Here is a 22,317-nt window from a genome sequence, read left to right on the forward strand (position 1 = left end):
GTTGAACGGCCGGTTGAGCGCTTCATCCAGTGCAAACTCGGCCACCACAAAGGTACTCTCGGGCAGGGCCCCCACCTTGACGGTAAATTGTAATCCTGTGCTGTCTGCCATCGTTACTCGCCCCTGAGATATCGTGCAGCCCCATCAGGCGGGGCACTTCAAGCCGTGTGAGAGATCCGCCTTCGCCCCGGTTTTTCTGACACCATGGCTACCGCACGCCCTTGACGGCGTGCGGCAAGACGTAAACTCGGATTTTTTCTTGTGCCCCCTCACCTCAGGCAAACGGGCAAAAGAAAAAACGCGTGTACTGAAACGGTGCGGGAAATGCCAGAAACGGCAAAAGGGCACCGCAAGCAGTGCCCTTTGACTGAGAATTACGCTTCGATCGGCGCGCGCCAGTCGTCCGCACCGGAGGTACCGGCAACGGTGTGCTCCCAATCGATCTTGCGATAGGCCATGGAGACCTGGATCAGCTGGGTGAAGTCAGACTTCGCCGGATCCTGGCAGTGCGGCATCTGGCAGTCGATATCGACAATGGTGGCGTCGGTCAGCACGGTAGAGAAGAAGTGCTCCTGCTTGCCCTCGACGGAGGTGCGGTACCACTTCAGGGTCACTTTCGGCAGCATCTCGCCGGAAGCCAGCGCGTTGTACATCAGCGGCACGGCCTTGTTCAGCGCAACGGTGAACTTGAACGGCTTGTGGACACGCTGGCCAGCAGGCTGACCGGATTGCGGATCGGTCGGTACGGTCACGACGTGCTGGAACTCTTGCACCAGCATCTCGTCTTCGTGGCCCTGCACGAAGATGTTGCCGACGGAATCGGAGGTGAAAGCACCGGCGGTGATGTTGCCCTGAGTTTTACCTTCGATGCTGATATAACATGGAGTTGGCATGGAATTGCTCCTGATTGGTTGAACGGTAATGACACTCGACCAAATCCGTTAGCAGTGACCATGCCAATTAATTTTATTGTTTTAAAACAATAGGTTGAATCAATCACCAATCAAGCCATCATCGCAATAACGCAACAAGTTGCTCATTCGAGATATTCATCCAGATAAAATTGCATGTGCAGAATAAGAAACTGAAAATTCCGCAATGCATTGCGCAAGTCAGAACTTATTTCAACCTAATAACCCGCGCGGGCGTGATAGCGACTGAGCCGTGCGTTGACAATGGCCAACACCGGGGGCCCGGCTGCCCGTCGATACAACCAGGTTATGGACGATGGAGAAACTGCGGAGATAGCAGGAAGCGATAACCGGTCCTGTAAAGCAAGAAACCGACCATCGGCTCGGCTTTTCAATCTGTACGCTGGGTCAAGATCGACTCGCACCATCCCTGGCTCTCGCCCTGCGGGCGGCCTTTGGCCGTCCAGGTGGGCTTTCCTGCCCACCTGTCAAACCAGGGCCGAACCGAGCCGCACGTTATCGGATAAAGCAAAAGGCCCCGTCTTGCGACGGGGCCTTTTGCTTTATTTGGCGGTGAGGGAGGGATTCGAACCCTCGATACGTTGCCGTATACACACTTTCCAGGCGTGCTCCTTCAGCCACTCGGACACCTCACCAAATTTTTACTTCTTGAAGTGGCTTTCGGAGCACACTGCGCGTGCATCTTGCCGACTTCGTCGGTGGGCAGCCTCTCGGTCACCTCACCAAATTATGGTCTGTTGTTTAACGTGTTCAGCCAGCACGTCGTTCGTTGCGCTGTTGCGCTGGAACGGGGCGTAATTTAGGGGAAAGCCCCGCCGGCGTCAACGGCTTTTTGCATCAGGCGAAACGTTCGCACATTTAACGCACAAATCAGTGCACAGACTCCGGTGCGACCTGGATTTCCGGCAGATTCAGGAAGCCCAACCGCTCGCATTCGGAGACCACTTCATGGGTCGCGGCTATGGTGCTCTCGACAAACAGCAGGAACTGCTCGACGGAGAGCCCCGCCTTGGTAAAGACGGTATGGCCCACCACCAGCCGCGGCAGGTTGTCATCGATGATGTCGAGGAACACCTTGAGCGACGGGTACTGCATGTTGAGGCGACCCAGCTCGGCCACCAGCGGCAGCAAGGCGGAGGGACGCACCTCCAGCTCGGATGAAAACAGCACCCCTTCCTCTTCAACGAAGATCCGGCTCTCCTGGATGCCCTCGACGGACTGCAGGGAGACGATGTGGATACCATGGCACTGATCACAGACATAGTGCTCGATACGAGCCTGCTGCAACCAACGCATTATCATTTCGGAGCTGGGGATATTCATCATTTCCACGACACAATTGGGATCAAGGGGCGCAGTCTAAACCAATTTTCAGGCAACCAAAAGCGCACTGGCCGGATAAGCACGGCCCTCGCTTCTTTTTGGCAAGCAGCCTGCATATACTCAGCCCATTCCAGCGCCACACTCGCCCCACAGGGGGCTAAATGACCATCCAAGAAAAGTACCGTCTGCATCTGAAATCCCTCTCGGATGAACTATTGATCCTGCAAAAGCCCATCCGCATTCTGGATGCCATCAAATGGCCCCGTCACCTGCAGGCCGACTTTCTGGCCAGCGGAGGGCGCACGCTGCCAGCCGTCGACAAGGCCTTCTATGATGGCCTTCCCCTCGGCTTCGATCCCCGCAACAAGTACCTGGAGCTCAAGGAGCTGCGGGACAGGATCCGGCGCCGGCTCGGTCCCCAGGATGAGCTTGGCCGCATCCTGCAGGAGACGGTGGATCAATACATGGTGGTCATCGAGATGCTGCGCCAGCGCGGGCAACCGGACTTTCTGCGCTACAGCCGGCTGCTCTACGGCTCGGCCGGCGATCACCTGCGCGGCGATCGCAAGACCCTCAAGGAGCTGGGGGCCAGACTGTGCGACATCTTCTCCCTGCCCGGCGCTCGCCACCTGGTGCGCCCCTACCCCAAGGAGTTCGAGGGGGAAGCGGCGGTGGCCAGGTTGCAGGGCAAGCTGTCGAACTACTTCAGTGACGGCACAGTGCAGGTCAAGCTGAGCGATGGCATCGTCTCGGATGCCGCGGCCGGCGGCGATTACATCAAGCTCAACTCCCACGCCCGCTTCTCCGAGCTCGACCTGCAGGTGCTGGAGGTCCATGAGGGCTGGGTGCATGTGGGCACTACCCTCAACGGTCGCCAGCAACCCTATGCCACCTGGCTCAGTGCCGGCTCGCCGCGCATCACCGCCTGCCAGGAGGGGCTGGCGGTACTGATAGAGACCCTCACCTTCAGCTCCTTTCCGGACAGGGCCAAGCGCATCTCGGATCGGGTGATGGCCATCGATATGGCGGAGCGCGGCGCCGACTTCATCGAGGTGTTCCGGCATTTCGTCGATCAGGGTGCCAGCGAACACGACGCCTACAAGATCACCCAGCGGGTGTTTCGCGGCGGCATGGTCGAGGGAGGCTCCTGCTTCACCAAGGATCTCTCCTATGTGAAGGGTTATGTGGAGACGGTCAACTTCATCCGCAGCACCGTGCTGGAGGGAGTCCCCGAGATCCTGCCCATGCTGTTTGTCGGCAAGGTGACCCTGGACGACATCCCCGTGCTCTATCAGCACTATCTGGAGGGGCTCATCAGTGCGCCCCGTTATCTGCCCCCCATGTTTCGCGATCTCACCGGCCTCTACGTCTGGTTCGGCTTCGCCTCCGGCATGTCGCTGGTGGATATCGGCCGGGTGCAGCAGCACTTTCGCCAGCTGTTCCACCGCCTGCCGGTGGCCGATCCCATCATAGCCCCCGTCGATATCGAGATCGACTGAACCGCCAGAAACAAGCAAGGCGCCTGATTGGCGCCTTGCTTGTTCATGTTATCCCCATCAGCCGCGGGTTATTTGAAAGCCCGCCCTTCCAGGTAGTGCTTGCGGCACAGGGAGACATAGCGATCGTTGCCGCCGATCTCCACCTGCTCGCCATCTCGCATCACCTGGCCTGCTTCGTTGACCCGGGAGTTCATGTGCGCCTTGTTGCCGCACCAGCAGATACTTTTGAGCTCCTCGAACTTGTCGGCCAGGCAGAGCAGGTGGTAGGAACCAGGAAACAGCTCGCCGCGAAAATCGGTCTTGAGGCCGTAGGCGATCACCGGAATGTCCTGCTCGTCGACGATACGGGCCAGCTGATAGACCTGCTCCCTGGTCAGGAACTGGGCCTCATCGACGATGAACACATCGATACGCTTCTCGGCATGACGGGCTTTCACCATCTCGAACAGATCACAGCGCTCTCTGAACACTTCTACTCTCAGCTCCAACCCCACCCGGGCGCTGATCACCCCGACCCCGAAGCGGTCGTCGATGGCGGGTGTCATGGCCAAGGGATGCATGCCCCGCTCCAGATAGTTGAAGTGCGCCTGAATGAGCTGGGTCGATTTGCCTGAATTCATGGTGGCAAACTTGTAGTGCAGTGAAGCCATGATACTGTTCCGAAACTGAATTTATGGGGCGCATGCTAACCAAAGCCCCCAACAAAACCAAGGGGCCTTGCGGCCCCTTGTACGTTTTAAGCAACTGCCAGGTCCGCCTGGGACCTTGCCTTGCGCAAATGGTAGCTGGAGAAGATGACGAACCAGAGGGCACTGACGCTGAAGCCTGCCAGCACCGAGTGCATCAGCCCCATCACCAGATACCCGAGGGCAGCGCCAAAGGCGATGGCCAGGGCATAGGGCAGCTGGGTCATCACGTGATCGATGTGATGGCAACCGGCGCCGGTAGCCGACAGAATACTGGTGCTGGAGATGGGCGAGCTGTGATCCCCGAACACCGACCCCGCCAGCACGGCGGCCAGCATCGGCAACATCAGGGCCGCATCGCTGGCAGCCGCCATGTCACCCGCCAGCGGCAGCATGATGCCGAAGGTGCCCCAGCTGGTGCCGGTGGCAAACGCCATGGCGCAGGAGAGCACGAACACCACGGCCGGCAACACTTCCACCGGCAGATTGCCGTTGGCAAGGGAAGCCAGGTACTTGCCGGTCTCCACATCGCGCACCACGGCGCCAATGGTCCAGGCAAACAGCAGGATGTTGATGGCCGGCAGCATGGCCATCACCCCTTGCGGCGCGGCCTTGAGCCAGTTCTTGGCACCGAGCTTCAGACGCATGGCCAGACCGATGGAGACCACCAGACTGCACAGGGCACCGTAGACCAGGGAGGAACCCACGTTGGTATTCTCAAACGAACCGAGCACGCTGAACGGCTCGCCATTGGCGGCCAGCACGGCGGCACCGGAGTCGATCATGAAGTAGACGGTGGCCGCGGTCAGGGTCAGGATCGGCAGCACCATGTCGATCATGCCACCGTTGCTCTCCTCCGGGCTTTCCATGTCCAGACCGATGGGGCGGCCTTTGGACTCATCCCACAGCTTGCCTTCCAGCGCCCACTGCTCGTGCTGGCGCATCGGACCGATGTCGAGCTGAAACGCGATCACCACCAGCACCATGATGAGGGTAAACACCGCATAGAGGTTCATCGGGATCATCTCGACGAAGGCGGAGATGGGGCTCTGCCCGGTGATGCCGTGAGCCGTCATGATGCCGCCCACCAGAGCGATGATGTAAGCCCCCCAGGAGGAGATGGGCATCAGCACGCAGACCGGCGCCGCGGTGGAGTCCAGCAAGTAGGCCAGCTTGGCGCGGGAGATCTGGAAGCGGTCGGTAACCGGACGGCAGATAGCCCCCACCGACAGACTGTGGAAGAAGTCGTCGATGAAGAAGGCAAACACCATCATGCCGGTGAGCGCCTTGGCCCCCTTGCGGGTCCTGGCACGCTTGGCAGCCCACTCGGCAAACGCCCGGGTCGCACCGGAGACGCTCATCAGGCTGATGAGGCCGCCCAGCAGCAGCATGAACAGCAGCATATTGATGTTGTCACGGTTAAGCGCCCCGTCGACCCAGAAGATCTTGAGCACTGTGTTCAACATGTAATGCAGGGAGTCGAGGAGGGAAAACTGGTTCAGCAGCAGGCTGCCGGTAACGATACCGACGCCAAGCGACAGCAGCACACGGCGGGTGAGGATCGCCAGTGCGACGGCCAGCAGAGGGGGAATGATTGACCAACCGGAGTCGGCGTAGTGAACGATGTCCATGATCTCTTTGCACCTAAAGACAGCAGGTGGAGATCTACCGAGAGGATAAAGAAACAAAACCCATGGGGAGGTAATACTCCTCAGCCCCTTCAGGTAGCGCTCCATAGTGGATGACTATGGCAGTCCTGCACCTATTAGATGCAGAACCAGCAGCCCGGTATGATGGCCTGGCCACTTCGGCGCTGACTCCTTTCCTTGTGCATCATCGGCATCACCCTCCGCACAAGTAGTCATAGGCAGCGCGCCTCTACTTAAAGGTATTCGAGGCACATTTTATCGTGCCGACACGTTATAGCAAGTTTTTTGATTAAATCCCCAAGCAAGCCAGATCAAAAGGGCAAAGAGGTAGTCAAATGGTGCAAACATTATGATTTTGTCGCTATTTTCATCTACTTGGAACTCAGTCGAGTATGCCACTGGCCAATATTGCTGAATCGGGCCTGAATTCAATTGCATTACTTAATTCCAGGCATGAATTTATTAATTCGACTCGCTTGACTTAATCCCGAACGGCCGTATAAATTAGCCAAAATAACTATTTTTATTTAATTCACTCTTTTGCTCGCGTGGTGAACACTATGAACGAATTTTTGAAAGTACTGCTGAATATCCGTAGCCTGCGCGCCGCTTGCCGTGAGCTGACGCTGGAACAATTGGAAGAAGGCCTGGAAAAGCTCTCCGCGATTGTCGGCGAACGCCAGCAGGATGAAGCCGCCGAGCGTCAGGCTCGTGAAGAACATCAGCGCAAAATTAATGAATATGCCGAAATGCTGAAAGCCGCCGGTATTGATCCGGCTGAACTGGTTGGCACAGTCGCAGCCGAACCGGCCAAGGCGACCAAGAGCAAACGTGCCCCTCGTCCGGCCAAATATCGCTATATGGACAACGGCGTGGAAAAAACCTGGACCGGTCAGGGTCGCATGCCGTCCGTGATTGCCAAGGCGGTCGCCGAAGGTAAATCCGTCGAAGACTTTGCCATCTGATAAAACAGCATTGGCCCAATAAAAAACCTCGCCTTGCGAGGTTTTTTATTGCCTGCGGCCTGCCGTCAGCCCCGCTCTGCCGCCTTGACCCAGAGCACTTCGGGCGTCGCGGTACAGGCCAGCAGGTAGCGGGCTATGGTGAAGAACCAGTCACTCAGCCGGTTCATGTAGGGCAGAATGGCCGGGTTGAGCTGTTCGCTACGGCCCAAAGTCAGCAGCAGACGCTCGCAGCGCCGGGTCAGGGTGCGCACCACATGGGCTTGCGCCGCCGCTCGGGAGCCGCTGGGCAGAATGAAATTGCGCAGCAGCGGCAAATTGGCGCTGTAAGCATCGATCTGTTGTTCCAGTCGCAGGGTCCACTCGTTATTCACCTGCCAGATGGCGGCCTCCTGAGCGTCACTGGAAAATGCCAGTTCCCCGCCAAGATCGAACAATTCCTGTTGCAGCAATAACAGGTCTGCCAATAATCCGGTTTCCGCTGCGGGCACCTCGGCAATAAGAAGACCTATATGAGAATTTAATTCATCGATATAGCCATAGGTCTCCACCCGCATATCGTCTTTGGCCAGTTGCACACCATCGGCCAGCCGAGTCATGCCCTTGTCGCCCTGCCTCGTATATATTCTCATACCGACATCCTGTTAATAATGGGAACAATCATGGATTCCAGCCCGTTGAGCTTGATTTCATAGGCAAGCGCCAGCGTTTGACCAAGCGAGCCGGCCGGGAAACCGGTACGGGCCAGCCACACCAGATAAGGCTCCGGAATATCGATGATGCGCCGCCCCCGATATTTGCCGTACGGCATCTTGTTGGCCAGAGACAGCAAGACCCGCTCGTCGGACAACCACTCCATTTCAATCAATATCCAGATATTTGTGGGTCTGGATGGAGAGTCGCCAATTGCGGGCAATGCAGGTTGCCATGGCCAGCTGGGTCGCCCTGGGTTTCTGGCTGATGGGTTGCAGTGCAATCACCACGTCGTCGCGCAGACGAGCGGTGGCCAGCAGCGCATCCAGCTCCTCCACGTGGCGCTCGGTGGCTACCGGATGCTTGATCTCGTTGGCGCGCTCAAGGGCCGAGACCAGCACCGGCAGGCCCCCCTTCATATTGATCTTGGGGGATACGGTGACCCAGGTCTGCTCATGGGTTTTGATCTCGCTGGTACCACTGGTTTCAATCTGCACCTGATAGCCTGCCGCAATGAGGGCGGTAGAGAGATCCTGCAGGTCATAGAGGCAGGGTTCGCCCCCGGTGATCACCACGTGACGCGCCTGATAGCCAAGTTGCTGGAAGCTGGCCAGAATCTGCTCCGTGCTCATCTTGCTCCAGCCATCGGATTCGTTGGAGCAATCGAGCACCGCCTGCACGCCCACTTCACGAGCAGGATCGACCACCCAGGTATGACGGGTATCGCACCAGGGGCATCCCACCGGGCAACCCTGCAGGCGAACGAAAATGGCGGGCAGGCCGGTGAAGACCCCCTCCCCCTGGATGGTCTGGAATATCTCGTTGATTGGGTAATGCATCTTGGTCACGGCTGGTTGCAAAAGTCGCGGATTATACCCCAAGCATGGCCGAGACGCAGGCTCAGCATCCGCTTTTCTCACCTAGCCCGGTTTTTTGGTGCAGACGCGCCAGCACGCCCGCCTTGTCGGCCAGGTACTGCTGCAGGCCGCGGCTGCGCAGATCGCAGGCAGGACAAGCTCCGCAACCATCGCCGGCAATGCCGTTGTAGCAGGTGAGCGTCTGCTGGCGCACGGTATCGAGGTGGCCGTAGTGATCCGCCAGCGCCCAGGTCTCGGCCTTGTCGAGCCACATCAGCGGGGTCTCGAAGCGGATGGCACGATCCAGCCCCAGGGAGACGGCCTGATTGAGCGCCTTGACGAACTCGTCGCGGCAATCGGGATAACCAGAGAAATCGGTCTCGCACACCCCGGTGATCACCGCCTCGGCGCCCACCTGATAGGCGTAGATGGCGGCCAGGGTGAGGAACAGGATGTTACGGCCCGGCACGAAGGTATTGGGCAGGCCGTTGTCCTGCAGCTCGAAGCTCACCGGGATCTCGTCCCGGGTCAGGGCCGAGATGGCAAGCTCCCCCAGCATGGTCACGTCCATCACCTTGTGGGCGGCGATGCCGAGCCGGCTGGCCAGACGGCGCGCCGTCTCGATCTCTTCACTATGGCGCTGGCCATAATCGAAGGTGATGGCGTGCACCTCGTCATAACGGGACAAGGCCTGGACCAGGCAGGTGGTACTGTCCTGACCACCACTGAATACCACGACGGCTTTTTTCACGTATGTCACTCCTCTGGGCAGTTCAACTGCGTCGGCCCTGGGCAAAATCATGCCACTGCCGGTTCAAATGGGTAAAAAGGGTCATCAGCGGGGCGAAGCGATCGGGTGCGCCCTCCCACTGGGACAACAGATGGTAGCCCGCTTCCAGGGTCGAGAGCGCCTCAGGAAACGGCTTCTTGCGAATGGAATATTGCCCCGCGACGGCATCCAGCCCAATTCGCGGCAACTGCTGCAACTCGGGGTTGCTGTGCAGCATCCGGTAGGCCTTGCGCCAGGTGCCATCGAGCAGCAGAAAACAGACTCGGCGAGCCGGCTCAGCCGTCTCCCTCTCTCTCACCTCGGCAAGGGTGATGGCCTCCTCATCCGGCCACAGCAGATAACACTGCAGCGCGGGATCGGCCAACAAGGCCGCCAGCTCGGGAACGTCGGCTACCTGTTCACCCACATGCAGACGGGCCTGCGCCAGCGAGGCGGCCAAAAGGACGGCGGTCCCCTTGGGATGACGCACCTCCCCCGGATGCTGCAGGATGTGCAGGGGCGCATGGGGTGAAACCGGCCGAATATAATCGCACAGACAGGCTTTGAGGGCTCTGGTGCAACGTGTACAGTATCGACTCTTGTTGTCGTCGGACTGTTTCATGTTGTCAGAAAAATCAGGATTGCTCTGGGTCATCACGCTTTCACTCGCCAGTTTGCTGCTCTTTTTCACCGTGCCGAATCACCAGCTCTCCTTCGATCGCACCCTGATAGCCCAGGGTGAAGGGTGGCGCATCATAACAGGCAATCTGGCCCACACCAATCTGTGGCACCTGCTGCTCAACCTGAGCGGGCTGTGCGTGCTCTACAGCCTGTTTCGCGAATACCTGACAGGCTGTCGCCTGCCGCTGCTGCCGCTGCTGCTGCTGTTGCTGGGGAGCGCCGTCGGGCTCGGCATCTGGTGGTGGTGTCCGCAGACCCAGTGGTACATGGGGCTGTCGGGAGCGCTGCACGGCCTGTTCGTGTGGGGCGCGCTGCAGGATATCCGCTATCGCCGCCACTCCGGCTGGTTGATGCTGGCAGGGGTAGCGATCAAGCTTGGGGTGGATTTCTACAGTGCGGGGGAAAGTCCGGTGTCCGCCCTCATCGGGGCCAGGGTACACATTGAATCACATCTGATTGGCTCGGGCGCCGGCCTGTTGCTCGGCCTGCTGCCGGTCACCTTGCGCCCCCACGCCGTCAAGGAGTGAGCCTGCACCGGATGCAATGCCGGCCCCATCGGGCCGGCATTCTCTTTTTTTATCAGCGACCCGCCAGCTCTGCGTTGATGCCGGCCAGCATGGCGGCAGGATCAGCCGCCTGGGTGATGGGGCGGCCAATCACCAGATAGTCGGCACCCGCCTCCACCGCCGCCAGCGGCGTCATGACCCGGCGCTGATCCCCGGCGGCCGAACCGGTGGGGCGGATCCCCGGCGTCACCAGTTTGAACTCGTCACCGAGCAGCGCCTTGAGCTCGTGTGCTTCGTTGGCGGAGCAGACCACCCCGTCCAACCCGGCGTCCCTGGTCAATTTGGCCAGCCGGATCACCTGCTCAGCCGGCGTCACATCAAGACCGAGCGGCGCCATGTCGGACTGCTCCATGCTGGTCAGCACGGTCACCCCGATAAGCAACGGCGCCTTGTCACCATAAGGCAGCAGCGCCTCCTTGGCGGCCCGCATCATCCGCTCGCCACCGCTGGCGTGCACGTTCACCATCCAGACGCCGAGTTCGGCACTGGCGGCGACTGCCTTGGCGACGGTGTTGGGAATGTCGTGAAACTTCAGATCCAGAAAGACATCGAACCCCTTGGCAACCAGCTGACGCACGAACTGGGGGCCAAACAGGGTAAACATCTCCTTGCCTACCTTGAGACGGCACTGGGCCGGGGAGATACGTTCAATGAAGGCGAAGGCATCGGCCTCGTGCTGATAATCCAGCGCAACCAGTACTTTGGGATCTAGCATCTCACTTCCTATCGATGGTTATGCGCCGTCCGGAACGAGTCCGGCCCGGCCTGAAAAAACCAGGCCACAGGGGCCTGGTTGATGACATTGTTGTGGCTCTTACTCCCCGTCCAGACCGCGGATTGGCTTGATGGCTCCCCACTGGCGGCAGGAGGGGCACTGCCAGAACAGGGAGTGGGTGGCAAACCCGCACTGCCGGCACTTGTGGGTGGACTTGATCTTGATCTGCTCGTCGACCAGCGCCTTGAGCATGGTCAGGCTCTCCTTGGCCTGCCCCTCTTCAGCACCACGCAACTGCAGTGCCATCAGGTGCTGGAAGCCGCGTAGCGACGGCGTGCGCCGCAGCTGGCGCAGCACCAGCTCGGAGGCTGCCTCGCGCCCGTTGTGGCGCTCCACATAATCGGCCAGCCGCAAGGTGACCGGGAAGCCGGCCCGCGCCTCCTGGGCCTGGCCGAGCAGCTCGGGGATACGCGCCTCCTCGCCGCACAGCTCCAGGCTCTCGCACAGGGGTTCCAGCACTTCGCTCGCGAAATCGATGTCCTGGGTCAGCACCCGCTCAAACTCGCGGGCAGCCTGGCGCGGATCGCCCTCCCCCTTGGCCAGCCAGCCGAGGCCGAGCGAGGCACGCACGCAGTTGCCATCGGCAGTCAGGGCCTTGCGAAAACGCAGCTGGGCCTGCTTGCGATTCTCTTCGCGCAGGGCCATGTCGGCCAGCTCGCACTGGTAATGGGCGATGGTGGGAGCCAGCTTCTTGCCCTGGAATTTTTGCAGCCGCTCGCTCACCGCGATCGCCTTCTCCCAATCACGCAACTGCTGGTAAATGAGCTGCAACTGGGCCAGCGCCGTCTCCTCATAGTCCCCGTCTTCGGTGAGCTCGAGCCACAACTTCTCGGCCCGATCGAGCAGGCCGGCGGCGAGGAAGTCCCGCGCCAGCTCCTGCAGGGCGAGCTGACGCTGCTCCATGGTGAGCTGGCGGGTAATGAGGTTCTGGTGGATCTTGATGGCCCGGTCTACCTCACCCCGTTGACGGAACAGGTTGCCGAGAGAGAGGTGGGTTTCGATGGTCTCGCTGTCCACTTCCAGCAGCTGGATAAAGAGATCCACCGCCTTGTCGGATTCGTCGGACAGCAAATAATTGAGACCCGCCACATACTGGCGGGAAAACTGGTTACTCTGTTTCTGGGTGTCCTGGCGAACACTCCTGCGCCCCATATACCAGCCGTAGCCGGCGGCAATGGGCAACAGCAGGAAAAGCAGTTCAAGCATCGAGGGACATTATTCCTTGGCAGCCGTTCGGGCCAGCTCCAATTCACGGGATTGACGGCGCATGGTGCGATTGAGGGTGCGATTTTGCATCTTGAGGCGCAAGAACAGCAAACCGAAGACCAGCCAGCCCAGCAGGAAGCCACCACCAAAGAAGAATCCCAGCAACATGGAGAGCGAGAACTCCCCTTGGGCAATCAGATAATTGAACTGCACCAGCTGGCCATTTTGCGAACCGATGGCCAGCGTCAGGATAAACACCAGCACCAGTGGAATGAGGGCCAAGATACGCTTCATAGGAGCTCCCTGTCAGTAGCTAATGAGAGGCTGATTATCCTTAAAATCACCGGCAGACTCTAGAGCGAATGGGAAAAGACTTGGCAAAACCGGACAATTGCCACAATAGAAACCGTAAAAACAAAAAAGGCATACCCAGGTATGCCATTTTCTGCATTATTCGATGATGTTCACGCGCTCGCGTAACTCTTTGCCGGGCTTGAAATGCGGAACATATTTCCCGGTCAATTCAACCTTGTCCCCGGTCTTGGGGTTGCGGCCCACACGGGGTGCACGATAGTGCAGTGAAAAACTTCCAAATCCGCGGATTTCAATCCGGTCGCCGTTTTGCAAAGTCGACGCCATCTGCTCAAGGATCTCCTTGATGGCGGCTTCGACATCTTTGGCCGGCATATGCATGCGGCTGGCAGCCAATTGTTCGATGAGATCTGATTTGGTCATAACGTTAAATCTCCTTCCCCGATCACATGCAATATTCATTACGCCAAGATAAAAAAGGGCGGCGTGACACGCCGCCCTTTTCTTGCATCAAGGATTATTCACCCTTGGCGGCTTTGAACGCTTCAGCCATGGCATTGCTGAACACAACTTCTTCTTGTTGGTTCAGGTTGTCGATGGCAACACGCTCGTCAGCCTCGTCCTTGGCGCGGACAGACAGGCTCACGGTGCGGTTCTTGCGATCAACGCCCATGAATTTAGCTTCAACTTCGTCACCAACAGACAGCACCAGAGTGGCGTCTTCTACGCGGTCACGAGCAGCGTCGGAGGCACGCAGGTAGCCTTCTACGCCATCAGCCAGTTCGATCACGGCACCCTTGGCATCAACCTCGGTAACCTTACCCTTCACAATAGCACCTTTCTTGTTGTCAGACAGGTACTTATTGAACGGGTCTTCTTCGATCTGCTTGACGCCCAGGGAGATGCGCTCACGCTCCGGGTCAACTTGCAGAACAACGGCTTCGATTTCGTCGCCTTTCTTGAATTCACGAACTGCTTCTTCACCCTGGTTGTTCCAGGAGATGTCAGACAGGTGAACCAGGCCGTCGATGCCGCCGTCCAGACCGATGAAGATACCGAAGTCAGTGATGGACTTGATCTTGCCGGAAACACGGTCGCCCTTGGCGTGGGTTTCGGCAAACAGCTGCCACGGGTTGGATTTGCACTGCTTCAGACCCAGGGAGATACGACGACGCTCTTCGTCGATGTCCAGAACCATCACGTCAACCACGTCGCCAACGTTAACAACCTTGGACGGGTGGATGTTCTTGTTGGTCCAATCCATCTCGGATACGTGTACCAGGCCTTCAACGCCTTCTTCGATTTCAACGAAGCAGCCGTAGTCGGTCAGGTTGGTTACGCGGCCAGACAGACGGGTGGTCTCCGGGTAACGCTTGGCGATAGCAACCCAGGGATCTTCGCCCAGCTGCTTCAGACCCAGGGATACACGGGTACGCTCGCGGTCGAACTTCAGAACCTTGACTGCGATCTCGTCGCCAACGTTGACGATTTCGGAAGGATGCTTAACGCGCTTCCACGCCATGTCGGTGATGTGCAGCAGACCGTCAACACCGCCCAGATCTACGAATGCACCGTAGTCGGTCAGGTTCTTGACGATACCCTTAACTTCTTGACCTTCTTGCAGGTTAGCCAGCAGGCTTTCGCGCTCGGAGGTGTTCTCGGTCTCGATCACGGCACGACGGGAAACAACAACGTTGTTGCGCTTCTGGTCCAGCTTGATGACTTTGAACTCGAGTTCTTTGTTTTCCAGGTGAGCGGTGTCACGGATCGGACGCACGTCAACCAGAGAACCCGGCAGGAAGGCACGGATGCCGTTCAGTTCAACGGTGAAACCACCCTTGACCTTGCCGTTGATGATACCGATAACGGTAGCTTGCTCTTCGTAAGCTTTTTCAAGCTGCAGCCAGGCTTCGTGGCGCTTGGCTTTTTCGCGGGACAGCTTGGTTTCGCCGAAACCATCTTCGATAGAGTCCAGAGCCACGTCAACGGAGTCGCCTACGTTGATTTCCAGCTCGCCCATGGCGTTCTTGAATTCTTCAGCCGGGATAGCGGACTCGGATTTCAGACCGGCGTCAACCAGTACGAAACCATTTTCGATAGCAACGACAGTACCCTTGACGATGGAACCTTGACGGGTTTCAACGGCATTCAGGGACTCTTCAAAGAGTTGAGCAAAAGATTCGATCATTGTTTATGTCACAAATGAAACATCCACTTGTCATCCAGCACAAGCGGGGTTGTTTTAAATAATCTGCGCCATCCATGGTGCAGACGACCGGATGTCAGCTTGCGCTGGCATCGCCGAGTTGTTGCTCCGCATAGGCGAGCACCGTTGCCAGCACTTCGTCTATGGACATGGCGGTTGAATCCACCACGAGAGCATCTTCTGCCGGTTTCAGGGGAGCAACGGCGCGATTTCTGTCGCGATCGTCACGCTCCCGAATCTCGGTTAAAAGACGCTCAAAGTTAACATCAAAGCCCTTATCTTGCAACTGCTTATAGCGGCGAGCCGCCCGTTCTTCGGCGCTGGCGTCGAGGAAAATCTTCACTTCCGCCTCGGGGAAAACCACTGTGCCCATGTCGCGACCGTCGGCGATGAGGCCGGGGGCCTGGCGAAAAGCGCGCTGACGGCGCAGCAAAGCTTCGCGCACCCGCGGGAAGGCGGCAATCTTGCTCGCGGCATTGCCCACTTCCTCGGTACGAATGGTACGGGAAACATCCTCCCCTTCCAGCACAACCTTCACCTGCTCGGCATCGACCTGGAACTGCACGTCCAGATTGGCTGCCAGGGGAACCAGCGCGGCTTCTGAATCGAGCTCGACATCGTGATGCAAGGCCGCCAGGGCCAGCACCCGGTAGATGGCGCCGGAGTCGAGCAGGTGCCAACCCAGTTTTTCAGCCAGCAACTGGCACAGGGTGCCCTTGCCGGCACCACTTGGGCCATCAATTGTCATCACGGGGGCCATCTGCGGCATAACGTCTCTCCTGCACACTTGTTGCACACATCCCGGAAGGGATGGGGTAATGGGCGCCGATTATACCCAAATGTGCCGAGCCTGGCAGTCGCCAGCACACACAATTGCGCAAAACCGGTCGCAACTGTCCTCTTTGTGTACAACGGGGCAAGCCATTAAACAGTGCAAGGTTTTGTTCTTATGGTTGTTCCGGACAAGGCGCGCTAAACTGGCCGCCCTTTTTTAAGCAGCTGTAGTAAGGAGCAACCTATGAGCAGCGTTACCCTCGTGGCCAAATCCAAGTTGCCAACCCCTTGGGGCACCTTCACGCTGGTCGGCTTTCAGGAAACCGGCACCGGCAAGGATCACGCCGCGCTGGTGATGGGCGATATCACGGGTGATGAGCCGGTGCTGGGCCGAATTCACTCCGAATGCCTGACCGGCGATGCCCTGTTCAGTCTGCGTTGCGACTGCGGCTTCCAGCTGCAGGCCGCACTGGAAAACATCGCCAAGGCAGGCCGTGGCGTCTTGCTGTACGTGCGTCAGGAAGGACGTGGCATCGGTCTGCTCAACAAGATCCGGGCCTATCATCTGCAGGATCAGGGCGCCGACACCGTTGAAGCCAACGTAGCGCTCGGCTTTGCCGCCGACATGCGCGACTACACCATCTGCGCCGACATGCTCAAGCAGCTGGAGGTGAAATCCCTCAAGCTGATGACCAACAACCCGCGCAAGATGAAGGCGATGGAATCCTTCGGCATTCCGGTGGCGGAGCGGGTGCCCCTGCAGGAAGGGCGCAATCCCCACAACGAGTTCTACCTCTCGACCAAGGCCAACAAGCTGGATCACATGTTCAAGAAGTGATCCCGCCTCGCCGCTCGTTGCCATGAAAAACGCCTCCCATCGGGAGGCGTTTTTTGTTGCTCTCGTATCGCCGCGGCGCTAGCGGATGGGCAGCTCGATATCGGCAAACATGGCATCCACGTCATCGCTGGAGCGCAGCGCGATGGCACGCTCCACCACGTCCCGGGTCAGATGCGGGGCAAAACGGGTCATGAAGTCATACATGTAGGTACGCAGGAAGGAGCCCTTGCGAAAGCCGATCTTGGTGGTGCTGTGGGCAAACAGGTGGCTGGCATCGAGCGCCACCAGATCGGTATCGACCTGGGGATCCAGCGCCATGGTCGCCATCACGCCGATCCCCACCCCCAGCCGGACATAGGTCTTGATCACGTCCGCATCGGTGGCGGTGAAGACGATGTTGGGCTCGAAACCGGCCCGGTTGAAGGCAGTATCGAGCTCGGAGCGGCCGGTAAAGCCGAACACATAGGTCACCAGCGGGAAGCGGGCGATGTCGGCAATGGAGAGCTTGCCGACCTGGGTCAGCGGGTGGCCCTTGGGGACGATCACGCTGCGGTTCCAGTGATAGCAGGGCAGCATGATGAGATCTTCGTACAGGTGCAGCGCCTCGGTGGCGATGGCAAAGTCGGCCTGTCCCTTGACCACGGCTTCGCTGATCTGGGTCGGCGTGCCCTGATGCATGTGCAGGGAGACCTTGGGAAAGCGCTTGATGAAGCCTTTTATCACGTCAGGCAGTGCATAACGGGCCTGGGTGTGGGTCGTCGCGATATGGAGCGTGCCCTGTTCGGGGTGAGTGTGCTGACTCGCCACCGACTTGATGCTCTCCACCTTGCCCAGGATCTCGTTGGCAATCTTGATCACGTCCCGTCCAGCCGGGGTGATCTGGGTCAGGTGTTTGCCGCTGCGCTCGAAAATCTGGATCCCCAGCTCATCTTCCAGCATGCGCACCTGCTTGCTGATCCCTGGCTGAGAGGTATAGAGACTCTCTGCCGTTGCCGACACGTTCAGTCTGTGGTTGGCAACCTCAACGATATAACGCAATTGTTGGAGTTTCATGATGTTAGGCTCTAAAGGCGACTTGAACTAATACTAACAAACTTTTGCCTGATAGCCTTTCCTTCTTGGCCATTTATGGCTGTGCCTGCGCCAGCAGAAAATCCCGCAAAGCCCGGTTGGCCATGGAGAGCGGATCCCCCCGCCGCCACGCCACGCAGAGATCGAGAAAGATCGGGGGCGCGAACGGGATCCCGGTCAGGGCCGGCTCTTCGTCCAGCGCCATCCGCAAGAAGGTGGTCACCGCAAAACCCTGCTTTACCACCGCCTTGAGCAGCGGGATGAGATTGCTCTCAAAGGCGATGTCGGGCTCGCAGCCCAGTCCCTGAGCCAGCGCTTCCATGTGCTCGCGGTGATAGAAACCGCGGCGAAACATCGCCAGCTCCTGACTGAAAAACTCGCTCAGCGACACACTCCTGGCCTGACGCAGCGGATGCTCCTCCCCCACCACCACCAGCATCTCTTCACGTAGCAGCTGGGCCCCTTCCAGCGCCGGCGGCAGATCGCTGGTGATGAGGATGGCGAGATCCAGCGAACCGTCCACCATCCGGCTCAACAGCTCGCGGGTACCCGCCTCCTCCACCCGGATCTTGAGGCCGGGGTAGCGGTGCTTGAAGGCCATCAGGATCGGCGGGAAGTAATAGGAGCCCATCATGTAGGGGATGCCGATGCGCACTTCTCCGCGCTCCAGTCCCTTGAGTTCGGCCATCTCGGCCTCGGCCTGGTGCATCTGGCGCAGCAGGCGCTCGGCATGGCGGCAGAGCACCTCCCCTTCCGGGGTGAGCCGCACGTTGCGATCCTGGCGGTCGAACAGGCGCAGATCGAGCTGTTGCTCCAGCTTGGCGATGGCCATGCTGATGGCGGGCTGTGCCACGTGCAGCCCGTTGGCCGCCTTGGTAAAGGAGCCGGCATCCCGCACCGCCAGCAGATAGGTGAGCTGTTTGAGGTCCATATCAATTTGGTTTATCAGATGGATAACTGAAATATATTATATTTATGTTCTGGCGCGCACTAACCTGCAACAAAGCTGTCAGGACAATTGCATATGATCGAAGTCGGTAGTCGTGAATGGATCCGCGCCACCCTGGCTCTCAGCCTGGGCTCCTTCCTGGTGTTTCTCAATCTCTATCAAACCCACCCCCTGCTGCCGCTGCTGGCCGAGGTATTTTCCGTCAGCTCGCTGTCGGCCGGCTGGACTCTGGCCGGCTGCACCGCAGGGCTCGCTATCTCGCTGCTCGTCTGCGCCCGGCTGGCGGATCGCTTCGGCCGGCGCCGGATCATGTTGTGGAGCCTGGCCTGTGCCATCCTGATCTCCCTGCTCATCAGCCTGGTCAGCCAGTTTGAACAGCTGTTGCTGTTGCGGATCCTGCAGGGGGTGCTGCTGGCAGGGCTGCCCGCCACCGCCATCGCCTACATGGGGGAAGAGTTCAGCAAGCGGGCCCTGCTCTCCGCCGTCGGCGTCTACATAGCCGCCAACTCGCTGGGGGGTATCGCCGGTCGGGTGGTCGGCGGTCTGCTGGCCGGCTGGTTTGGCGACTGGCAACACACCTTTCTCGGCATCGGCCTCATCAGCCTGGCGCTGCTGCCCCTCGTCATCTGGCTGCTGCCGGCCCAGACCCGCTTCGTGCCCGTCATCGCCAAGCCGGGCCAGTTTCGCCAAACCATCGCCAGCCACCTCGGCAACCCGCTGCTGGTGGGGGCCTACCTCATCGGCGGCCTCAACTTCATGGTGTTTCTGAACCAATACAGCTACCTCACCTTCCTGCTGGCCAGCCCCCCCTTCTCCTTGCCGACCCAGTGGCTCGGCATGTTGTTTCTGACCTATCTGTCGGGGACGGTGGCCTCCTCCCTCAGCGGGCGCGGTGCCCATCGCTGGGGGGCACAGCGTCTGCTGCTGATCGGCATAGCCCTGATGGCGTTCGGCAGCGCCCTGCTGCTGTGTGGCTCGCTCGGGGCCATCCTGTCCGGCCTGCTCATCTCGAGTTTCGGCTTTTTTCTGGCCCACGCCTGTGCCAGCGCCTGGGTCGGCCAGCACGTGGAGCACAACCGAGCGCTTGCCTCATCGCTCTATCTGGTGGGTTACTATCTGGGGGCCAGTCTGGGTGGACTTTATCTTCACCCCTTCTGGGAGCAGGGAGGACTCGGGGGATTGGTGCTCGGCATCGAACTGGTACTGGCGGTCACGGCGGGATTGAGCCTCTGGCTCGGCCACTTGAAGGGACGCCCCGCCCGCCCCCGCATCTGCCATCCTTGATGCTATCTCGGCTATTAAACGGGGCCGGTCAAGCGGCCCCGTCTCATCAAGCCTGGTCGTAGTACCCGGCAGGCACCGGCACCACGGCGCCGCTCGCCACCTCTTCTTCGATCACCTCGGCCAAGGTGCGCAGATGAAATTTGATCTGCCCAGAGGCCAACATCACCGCCACATCGGGATTGCGTTCATCATTCAGGTTGCCGGTCTTGAAGGCCACCTCGGGATGGGCAGCCAGCAAGGCATCCAGCGAAGGCACCACCAGCTCGATATGTTCCAGCCCGGCCTGATGGCTGCGACCGGGTTTGGGCGCCGCCAGCTCGATGCAGGGCACGCTGCCATGGGCATGGGGCACTGGTTGATGCAGGCGGTAGGTGGCGATGGGCCGTCCGCCGATCATCCCCTCCACCAGCAGGTCGCCATGGGTTGCCAGCAGCCCCTTCAGGGTCAGGTACTCCACCAGTGTGGCGGCCCGATAGCAGAGGTGGTCGACCTCGATGGCGGCGGGATGGATGGCAAGTGCGTCCAGCTCGGTCAACAGCTGGCAAACAAATGGGGCCATCGGCCCCAGTGTGGTATCGAGTGGATGTGACATGATCACCATTTCTTCTTGGGTTGGAACAAGACGTCCAGTTCGTCCGCCTCTTTGTCCTTGATGTTTTGCAGCTCTTTTTCGCTGTGCTCTTGCAGATGGGCGTCGAGTCCAGCCAGCCCCTGGCGCATGTCCTCTTCCCGCGCCATCAGGTAGGGATCTTTATCCGCGACGCTGGCCAGGGCGGAGAGCCCCTTGGTGTAGAGCTGGCGACAGGTGCCGTATTGCCCCTGGATCTGGGCATCCATGGCCCGCTTCACCAGGTTGGCGATGTTGACCTTGAGCTGCATCAGCTCGAGGCGGCGATCCTCCTGGGCAAAGCCCTGCGGATCTATCTTGCCCTTGTTGTGCTCGACCCGCAGCACGGCCCGCATCTTCTTGACCAGCTGCAACATCTGGATGGCCTGACGATCCGATTCGGGGGTCTTGAAATGCCCCTCATCCTGGCTGCTGTAGTTCTCCTGCACGTTCTTGATCTGGGTCTGCACGTCGACAATGCGCTGCTTGATCTGGGCATTGGGCATCACCAGGGCGATGGCGCGATAGGCATCGAGGATCCTGTGCTGCAACAGCAGCACTATGTTCTTGGAGAAGGGCACCAGGTTGACGTTGAGCAGCATCTCTTCGGTTTCATCCACCACCGACTTGTAGCGGGCGATGGCGTGACGCTTGTCGGCCTCTGCCTTCTGCTTATATTGCTGCATCACGTTATAGGCGATGACCAGAAACAGGAGTGCGCCAATAGACAGCAATACCAAGGTTAAAATCATAGGAAGTCCAAACTCCTGTCCCAATTCAATTGCGTGATCCTACAACAGCTTACCTAGTTAAGGTAGTCCGCACCGCAAGGCTTGCCCCCGATTTATGCCGCAAGGTGGGCGTAAAAACGGGGGAAAACCGGGATCACGCGGCGCTGGCGACACCGCCATTACCCCTTAGTATCGCCCATCAGGCTCATTACTTGAGGCTGAAGCCCCGGGATCGCAGGAAATCCTGCATGAAGGGCCGCGCCTCCTTGCCAAGAATGCCCCGGATCTGGCCGCTCCAGCTCTGCTGCTTGTTGTTGCTGCTGCGGGACTGGTAATAAGCCTCGATCTGCCGGTCATAGCTGGCAAGCAGCTCCCGATCCAGTTCGGCCTGATAGCGATTTTCATGCACCACCAGAGCGCGGGGCAAGCGGGGTTTTTGCTCAGGCGCCTGAGCCGGATGGCCGAGACAGAGCCCGAACAGCGGGATCACCTGATGCGGCAGACCCACCGCCTCACTCACCGCAGCCGGGTTGTTGCGGATCCCGCCGATGTAGACACCGCCAAGCCCCATGGATTGGGCTGCCAGCAGGGCATTCTGGGCCATCAGAGCGCCGTCGATGGCGCCGATCAGCAACTGCTCGACAAAGCCGGTCTGGGCATCCGGTACCACCTCGCAGTGGCGATGATAATCGGCGCAAAAGAGCAGGAACTCGGCCGCCTGGGCTACATAGGCTTGATGCCCCGCCAGTTCGGCAAGCTGGCTGCGCAGGGCCTTGTCGGTCACCCGGATGATGCTGTTGGCCTGCAGAAAGCTGGAGCTGGAGGCGGCCTGTGCCGCACTCAGGATCTGGTCGAGCTGGGCCTCGCTGATGGGGTCGGCGGTGAATTGACGAATGGAGCGATGGGCAAGAATAAGGTCGAGAGTCGGGTTCATGTTGCCTCCATAT

The 22,317-nt window shown here is 59.3% G+C and carries 25 protein-coding genes, 1 tRNA gene and 1 riboswitch; of the genes, 5 read left to right on the top strand and 21 right to left on the bottom strand.

What is annotated here, in order from left to right:
* Positions 1–374: 374 nt before the first annotated feature.
* The 3 genes from hcp1 to ACB031_RS08865 all read right to left on the bottom strand — a co-directional run bounded on the left by hcp1 (position 375) and on the right by ACB031_RS08865 (position 2,258).
* Entirely contained in the window at positions 375–893 is a 519-nt protein-coding gene (gene hcp1 / locus ACB031_RS08855) for a type VI secretion system effector Hcp1 (RefSeq protein ID WP_010634242.1), read from the bottom strand.
* A gap of 586 nt (positions 894–1,479) precedes the next feature.
* Positions 1,480–1,567: transfer RNA gene (locus ACB031_RS08860), tRNA-Ser, on the bottom strand.
* Positions 1,568–1,802: 235 nt separating this feature from the next.
* The gene (locus ACB031_RS08865; RefSeq protein WP_005299960.1) at positions 1,803–2,258 is read right to left on the bottom strand and encodes a YbjN domain-containing protein; all 456 of its coding nucleotides are present in this window, start codon (positions 2,256–2,258) and stop codon (positions 1,803–1,805) included.
* A gap of 158 nt (positions 2,259–2,416) precedes the next feature.
* Between ACB031_RS08865 and ACB031_RS08870 the strand changes: the two genes are divergently transcribed.
* A complete protein-coding gene (locus ACB031_RS08870) occupies positions 2,417–3,754 on the top strand; it encodes a flavohemoglobin expression-modulating QEGLA motif protein (RefSeq protein WP_371139407.1) in 1,338 nt (445 codons plus the stop codon).
* A 68-nt stretch (positions 3,755–3,822) separates the two neighbouring features.
* Here ACB031_RS08870 and ACB031_RS08875 read toward each other — a convergent pair whose 3' ends face one another.
* Positions 3,823–4,404, bottom strand: a complete 582-nt coding sequence (locus ACB031_RS08875) for a thymidine kinase (protein WP_017781652.1) — start codon at positions 4,402–4,404, stop codon at positions 3,823–3,825.
* A gap of 86 nt (positions 4,405–4,490) precedes the next feature.
* Positions 4,491–6,071, bottom strand: coding sequence for a Na+/H+ antiporter NhaC family protein (locus ACB031_RS08880; RefSeq protein ID WP_371139408.1), 1,581 nt, complete (start codon positions 6,069–6,071; stop codon positions 4,491–4,493).
* 86 nt (positions 6,072–6,157) lie between these two features.
* Positions 6,158–6,329: riboswitch (Lysine riboswitch) on the bottom strand.
* Positions 6,330–6,649: 320 nt separating this feature from the next.
* Here ACB031_RS08880 and ACB031_RS08885 point away from each other — a divergent pair.
* Positions 6,650–7,054 carry an H-NS family nucleoid-associated regulatory protein gene (locus ACB031_RS08885; RefSeq protein ID WP_005299952.1) on the top strand — a complete coding sequence of 135 codons (405 nt, stop codon included), beginning with the start codon at positions 6,650–6,652 and terminating at the stop codon, positions 7,052–7,054.
* Between the two features lie 65 nt (positions 7,055–7,119).
* On the opposite strand, the gene ACB031_RS08890 is transcribed toward ACB031_RS08885, so the two are convergent.
* The 5 genes from ACB031_RS08890 to ACB031_RS08910 form a co-directional block, all read right to left on the bottom strand.
* Complete coding sequence (locus ACB031_RS08890; RefSeq protein ID WP_005299950.1) at positions 7,120–7,683, bottom strand: cob(I)yrinic acid a,c-diamide adenosyltransferase; 564 nt, start codon at positions 7,681–7,683, stop codon at positions 7,120–7,122.
* Positions 7,680–7,910: a DUF3820 family protein gene (locus tag ACB031_RS08895; protein ID WP_005299948.1), complete on the bottom strand. Its 231-nt coding sequence runs from the start codon at positions 7,908–7,910 to the stop codon at positions 7,680–7,682. The genes ACB031_RS08890 and ACB031_RS08895 overlap by 4 nt, the downstream gene beginning before the upstream one ends.
* A 1-nt stretch (position 7,911) precedes the next feature.
* The gene (gene queE, locus ACB031_RS08900) at positions 7,912–8,583 is read right to left on the bottom strand and encodes a 7-carboxy-7-deazaguanine synthase QueE (RefSeq protein WP_042008264.1); all 672 of its coding nucleotides are present in this window, start codon (positions 8,581–8,583) and stop codon (positions 7,912–7,914) included.
* Positions 8,584–8,644: 61 nt separating this feature from the next.
* Positions 8,645–9,352 (bottom strand): 7-cyano-7-deazaguanine synthase QueC, encoded by a 708-nt coding sequence (queC, locus tag ACB031_RS08905; RefSeq protein ID WP_371139409.1) that lies wholly within the window; start codon positions 9,350–9,352, stop codon positions 8,645–8,647.
* 22 nt (positions 9,353–9,374) lie between these two features.
* Positions 9,375–10,061, bottom strand: coding sequence for a tRNA-uridine aminocarboxypropyltransferase (locus tag ACB031_RS08910; RefSeq protein WP_371139410.1), 687 nt, complete (start codon positions 10,059–10,061; stop codon positions 9,375–9,377).
* Here ACB031_RS08910 and rrtA point away from each other — a divergent pair.
* Positions 9,991–10,578, top strand: coding sequence for a rhombosortase (gene rrtA / locus ACB031_RS08915; protein ID WP_371139411.1), 588 nt, complete (start codon positions 9,991–9,993; stop codon positions 10,576–10,578). The two genes, ACB031_RS08910 and rrtA, sit on opposite strands and share 71 nt — an antisense overlap.
* Positions 10,579–10,630: 52 nt before the next feature.
* Here rrtA and pyrF read toward each other — a convergent pair whose 3' ends face one another.
* The 6 genes from pyrF to cmk form a co-directional block, all read right to left on the bottom strand.
* Positions 10,631–11,332, bottom strand: a complete 702-nt coding sequence (gene pyrF, locus ACB031_RS08920) for an orotidine-5'-phosphate decarboxylase (RefSeq protein WP_017780009.1) — start codon at positions 11,330–11,332, stop codon at positions 10,631–10,633.
* A gap of 99 nt (positions 11,333–11,431) precedes the next feature.
* On the bottom strand, positions 11,432–12,598 hold the full coding sequence (gene lapB / locus ACB031_RS08925) for a lipopolysaccharide assembly protein LapB (protein ID WP_017765879.1): 1,167 nt from the start codon (positions 12,596–12,598) through the stop codon (positions 11,432–11,434).
* 9 nt (positions 12,599–12,607) lie between these two features.
* Complete coding sequence (locus ACB031_RS08930; RefSeq protein WP_005299936.1) at positions 12,608–12,892, bottom strand: LapA family protein; 285 nt, start codon at positions 12,890–12,892, stop codon at positions 12,608–12,610.
* Positions 12,893–13,048: 156 nt separating this feature from the next.
* A complete protein-coding gene (gene ihfB, locus ACB031_RS08935; RefSeq protein ID WP_005299934.1) occupies positions 13,049–13,333 on the bottom strand; it encodes an integration host factor subunit beta in 285 nt (94 codons plus the stop codon).
* 94 nt (positions 13,334–13,427) lie between these two features.
* Positions 13,428–15,098 carry a 30S ribosomal protein S1 gene (rpsA, locus tag ACB031_RS08940; protein ID WP_005299919.1) on the bottom strand — a complete coding sequence of 557 codons (1,671 nt, stop codon included), beginning with the start codon at positions 15,096–15,098 and terminating at the stop codon, positions 13,428–13,430.
* 94 nt (positions 15,099–15,192) lie between these two features.
* Positions 15,193–15,885: a (d)CMP kinase gene (gene cmk, locus ACB031_RS08945; protein WP_010634252.1), complete on the bottom strand. Its 693-nt coding sequence runs from the start codon at positions 15,883–15,885 to the stop codon at positions 15,193–15,195.
* A gap of 249 nt (positions 15,886–16,134) precedes the next feature.
* On the opposite strand from cmk, the gene ribA reads away from it, so the two are divergent.
* Complete coding sequence (gene ribA, locus ACB031_RS08950) at positions 16,135–16,728, top strand: GTP cyclohydrolase II (protein WP_010634253.1); 594 nt, start codon at positions 16,135–16,137, stop codon at positions 16,726–16,728.
* A 78-nt stretch (positions 16,729–16,806) separates the two neighbouring features.
* On the opposite strand, the gene cysB is transcribed toward ribA, so the two are convergent.
* Entirely contained in the window at positions 16,807–17,781 is a 975-nt protein-coding gene (gene cysB / locus ACB031_RS08955) for an HTH-type transcriptional regulator CysB (RefSeq protein ID WP_010634254.1), read from the bottom strand.
* Positions 17,782–17,854: 73 nt separating this feature from the next.
* Complete coding sequence (locus ACB031_RS08960) at positions 17,855–18,730, bottom strand: LysR family transcriptional regulator (protein ID WP_139724662.1); 876 nt, start codon at positions 18,728–18,730, stop codon at positions 17,855–17,857.
* A 93-nt stretch (positions 18,731–18,823) separates the two neighbouring features.
* Between ACB031_RS08960 and ACB031_RS08965 the strand changes: the two genes are divergently transcribed.
* Complete coding sequence (locus ACB031_RS08965) at positions 18,824–20,032, top strand: MFS transporter (protein WP_371139412.1); 1,209 nt, start codon at positions 18,824–18,826, stop codon at positions 20,030–20,032.
* 46 nt (positions 20,033–20,078) lie between these two features.
* Here ACB031_RS08965 and ACB031_RS08970 read toward each other — a convergent pair whose 3' ends face one another.
* The 3 genes from ACB031_RS08970 to nfsA all read right to left on the bottom strand — a co-directional run bounded on the left by ACB031_RS08970 (position 20,079) and on the right by nfsA (position 22,304).
* Positions 20,079–20,633, bottom strand: coding sequence for a VOC family protein (locus tag ACB031_RS08970; protein WP_206219873.1), 555 nt, complete (start codon positions 20,631–20,633; stop codon positions 20,079–20,081).
* Positions 20,627–21,391, bottom strand: coding sequence for a hypothetical protein (locus ACB031_RS08975; RefSeq protein WP_005299895.1), 765 nt, complete (start codon positions 21,389–21,391; stop codon positions 20,627–20,629). The genes ACB031_RS08970 and ACB031_RS08975 overlap by 7 nt, the downstream gene beginning before the upstream one ends.
* Positions 21,392–21,578: 187 nt before the next feature.
* Positions 21,579–22,304 carry an oxygen-insensitive NADPH nitroreductase gene (nfsA, locus tag ACB031_RS08980; protein ID WP_042008172.1) on the bottom strand — a complete coding sequence of 242 codons (726 nt, stop codon included), beginning with the start codon at positions 22,302–22,304 and terminating at the stop codon, positions 21,579–21,581.
* Positions 22,305–22,317 lie beyond the last annotated feature (13 nt).

Source organism: Aeromonas sp. S8(2024) (assembly GCF_041403085.1).
In the GTDB taxonomy this organism is placed as follows: domain Bacteria; phylum Pseudomonadota; class Gammaproteobacteria; order Enterobacterales; family Aeromonadaceae; genus Aeromonas; species Aeromonas dhakensis.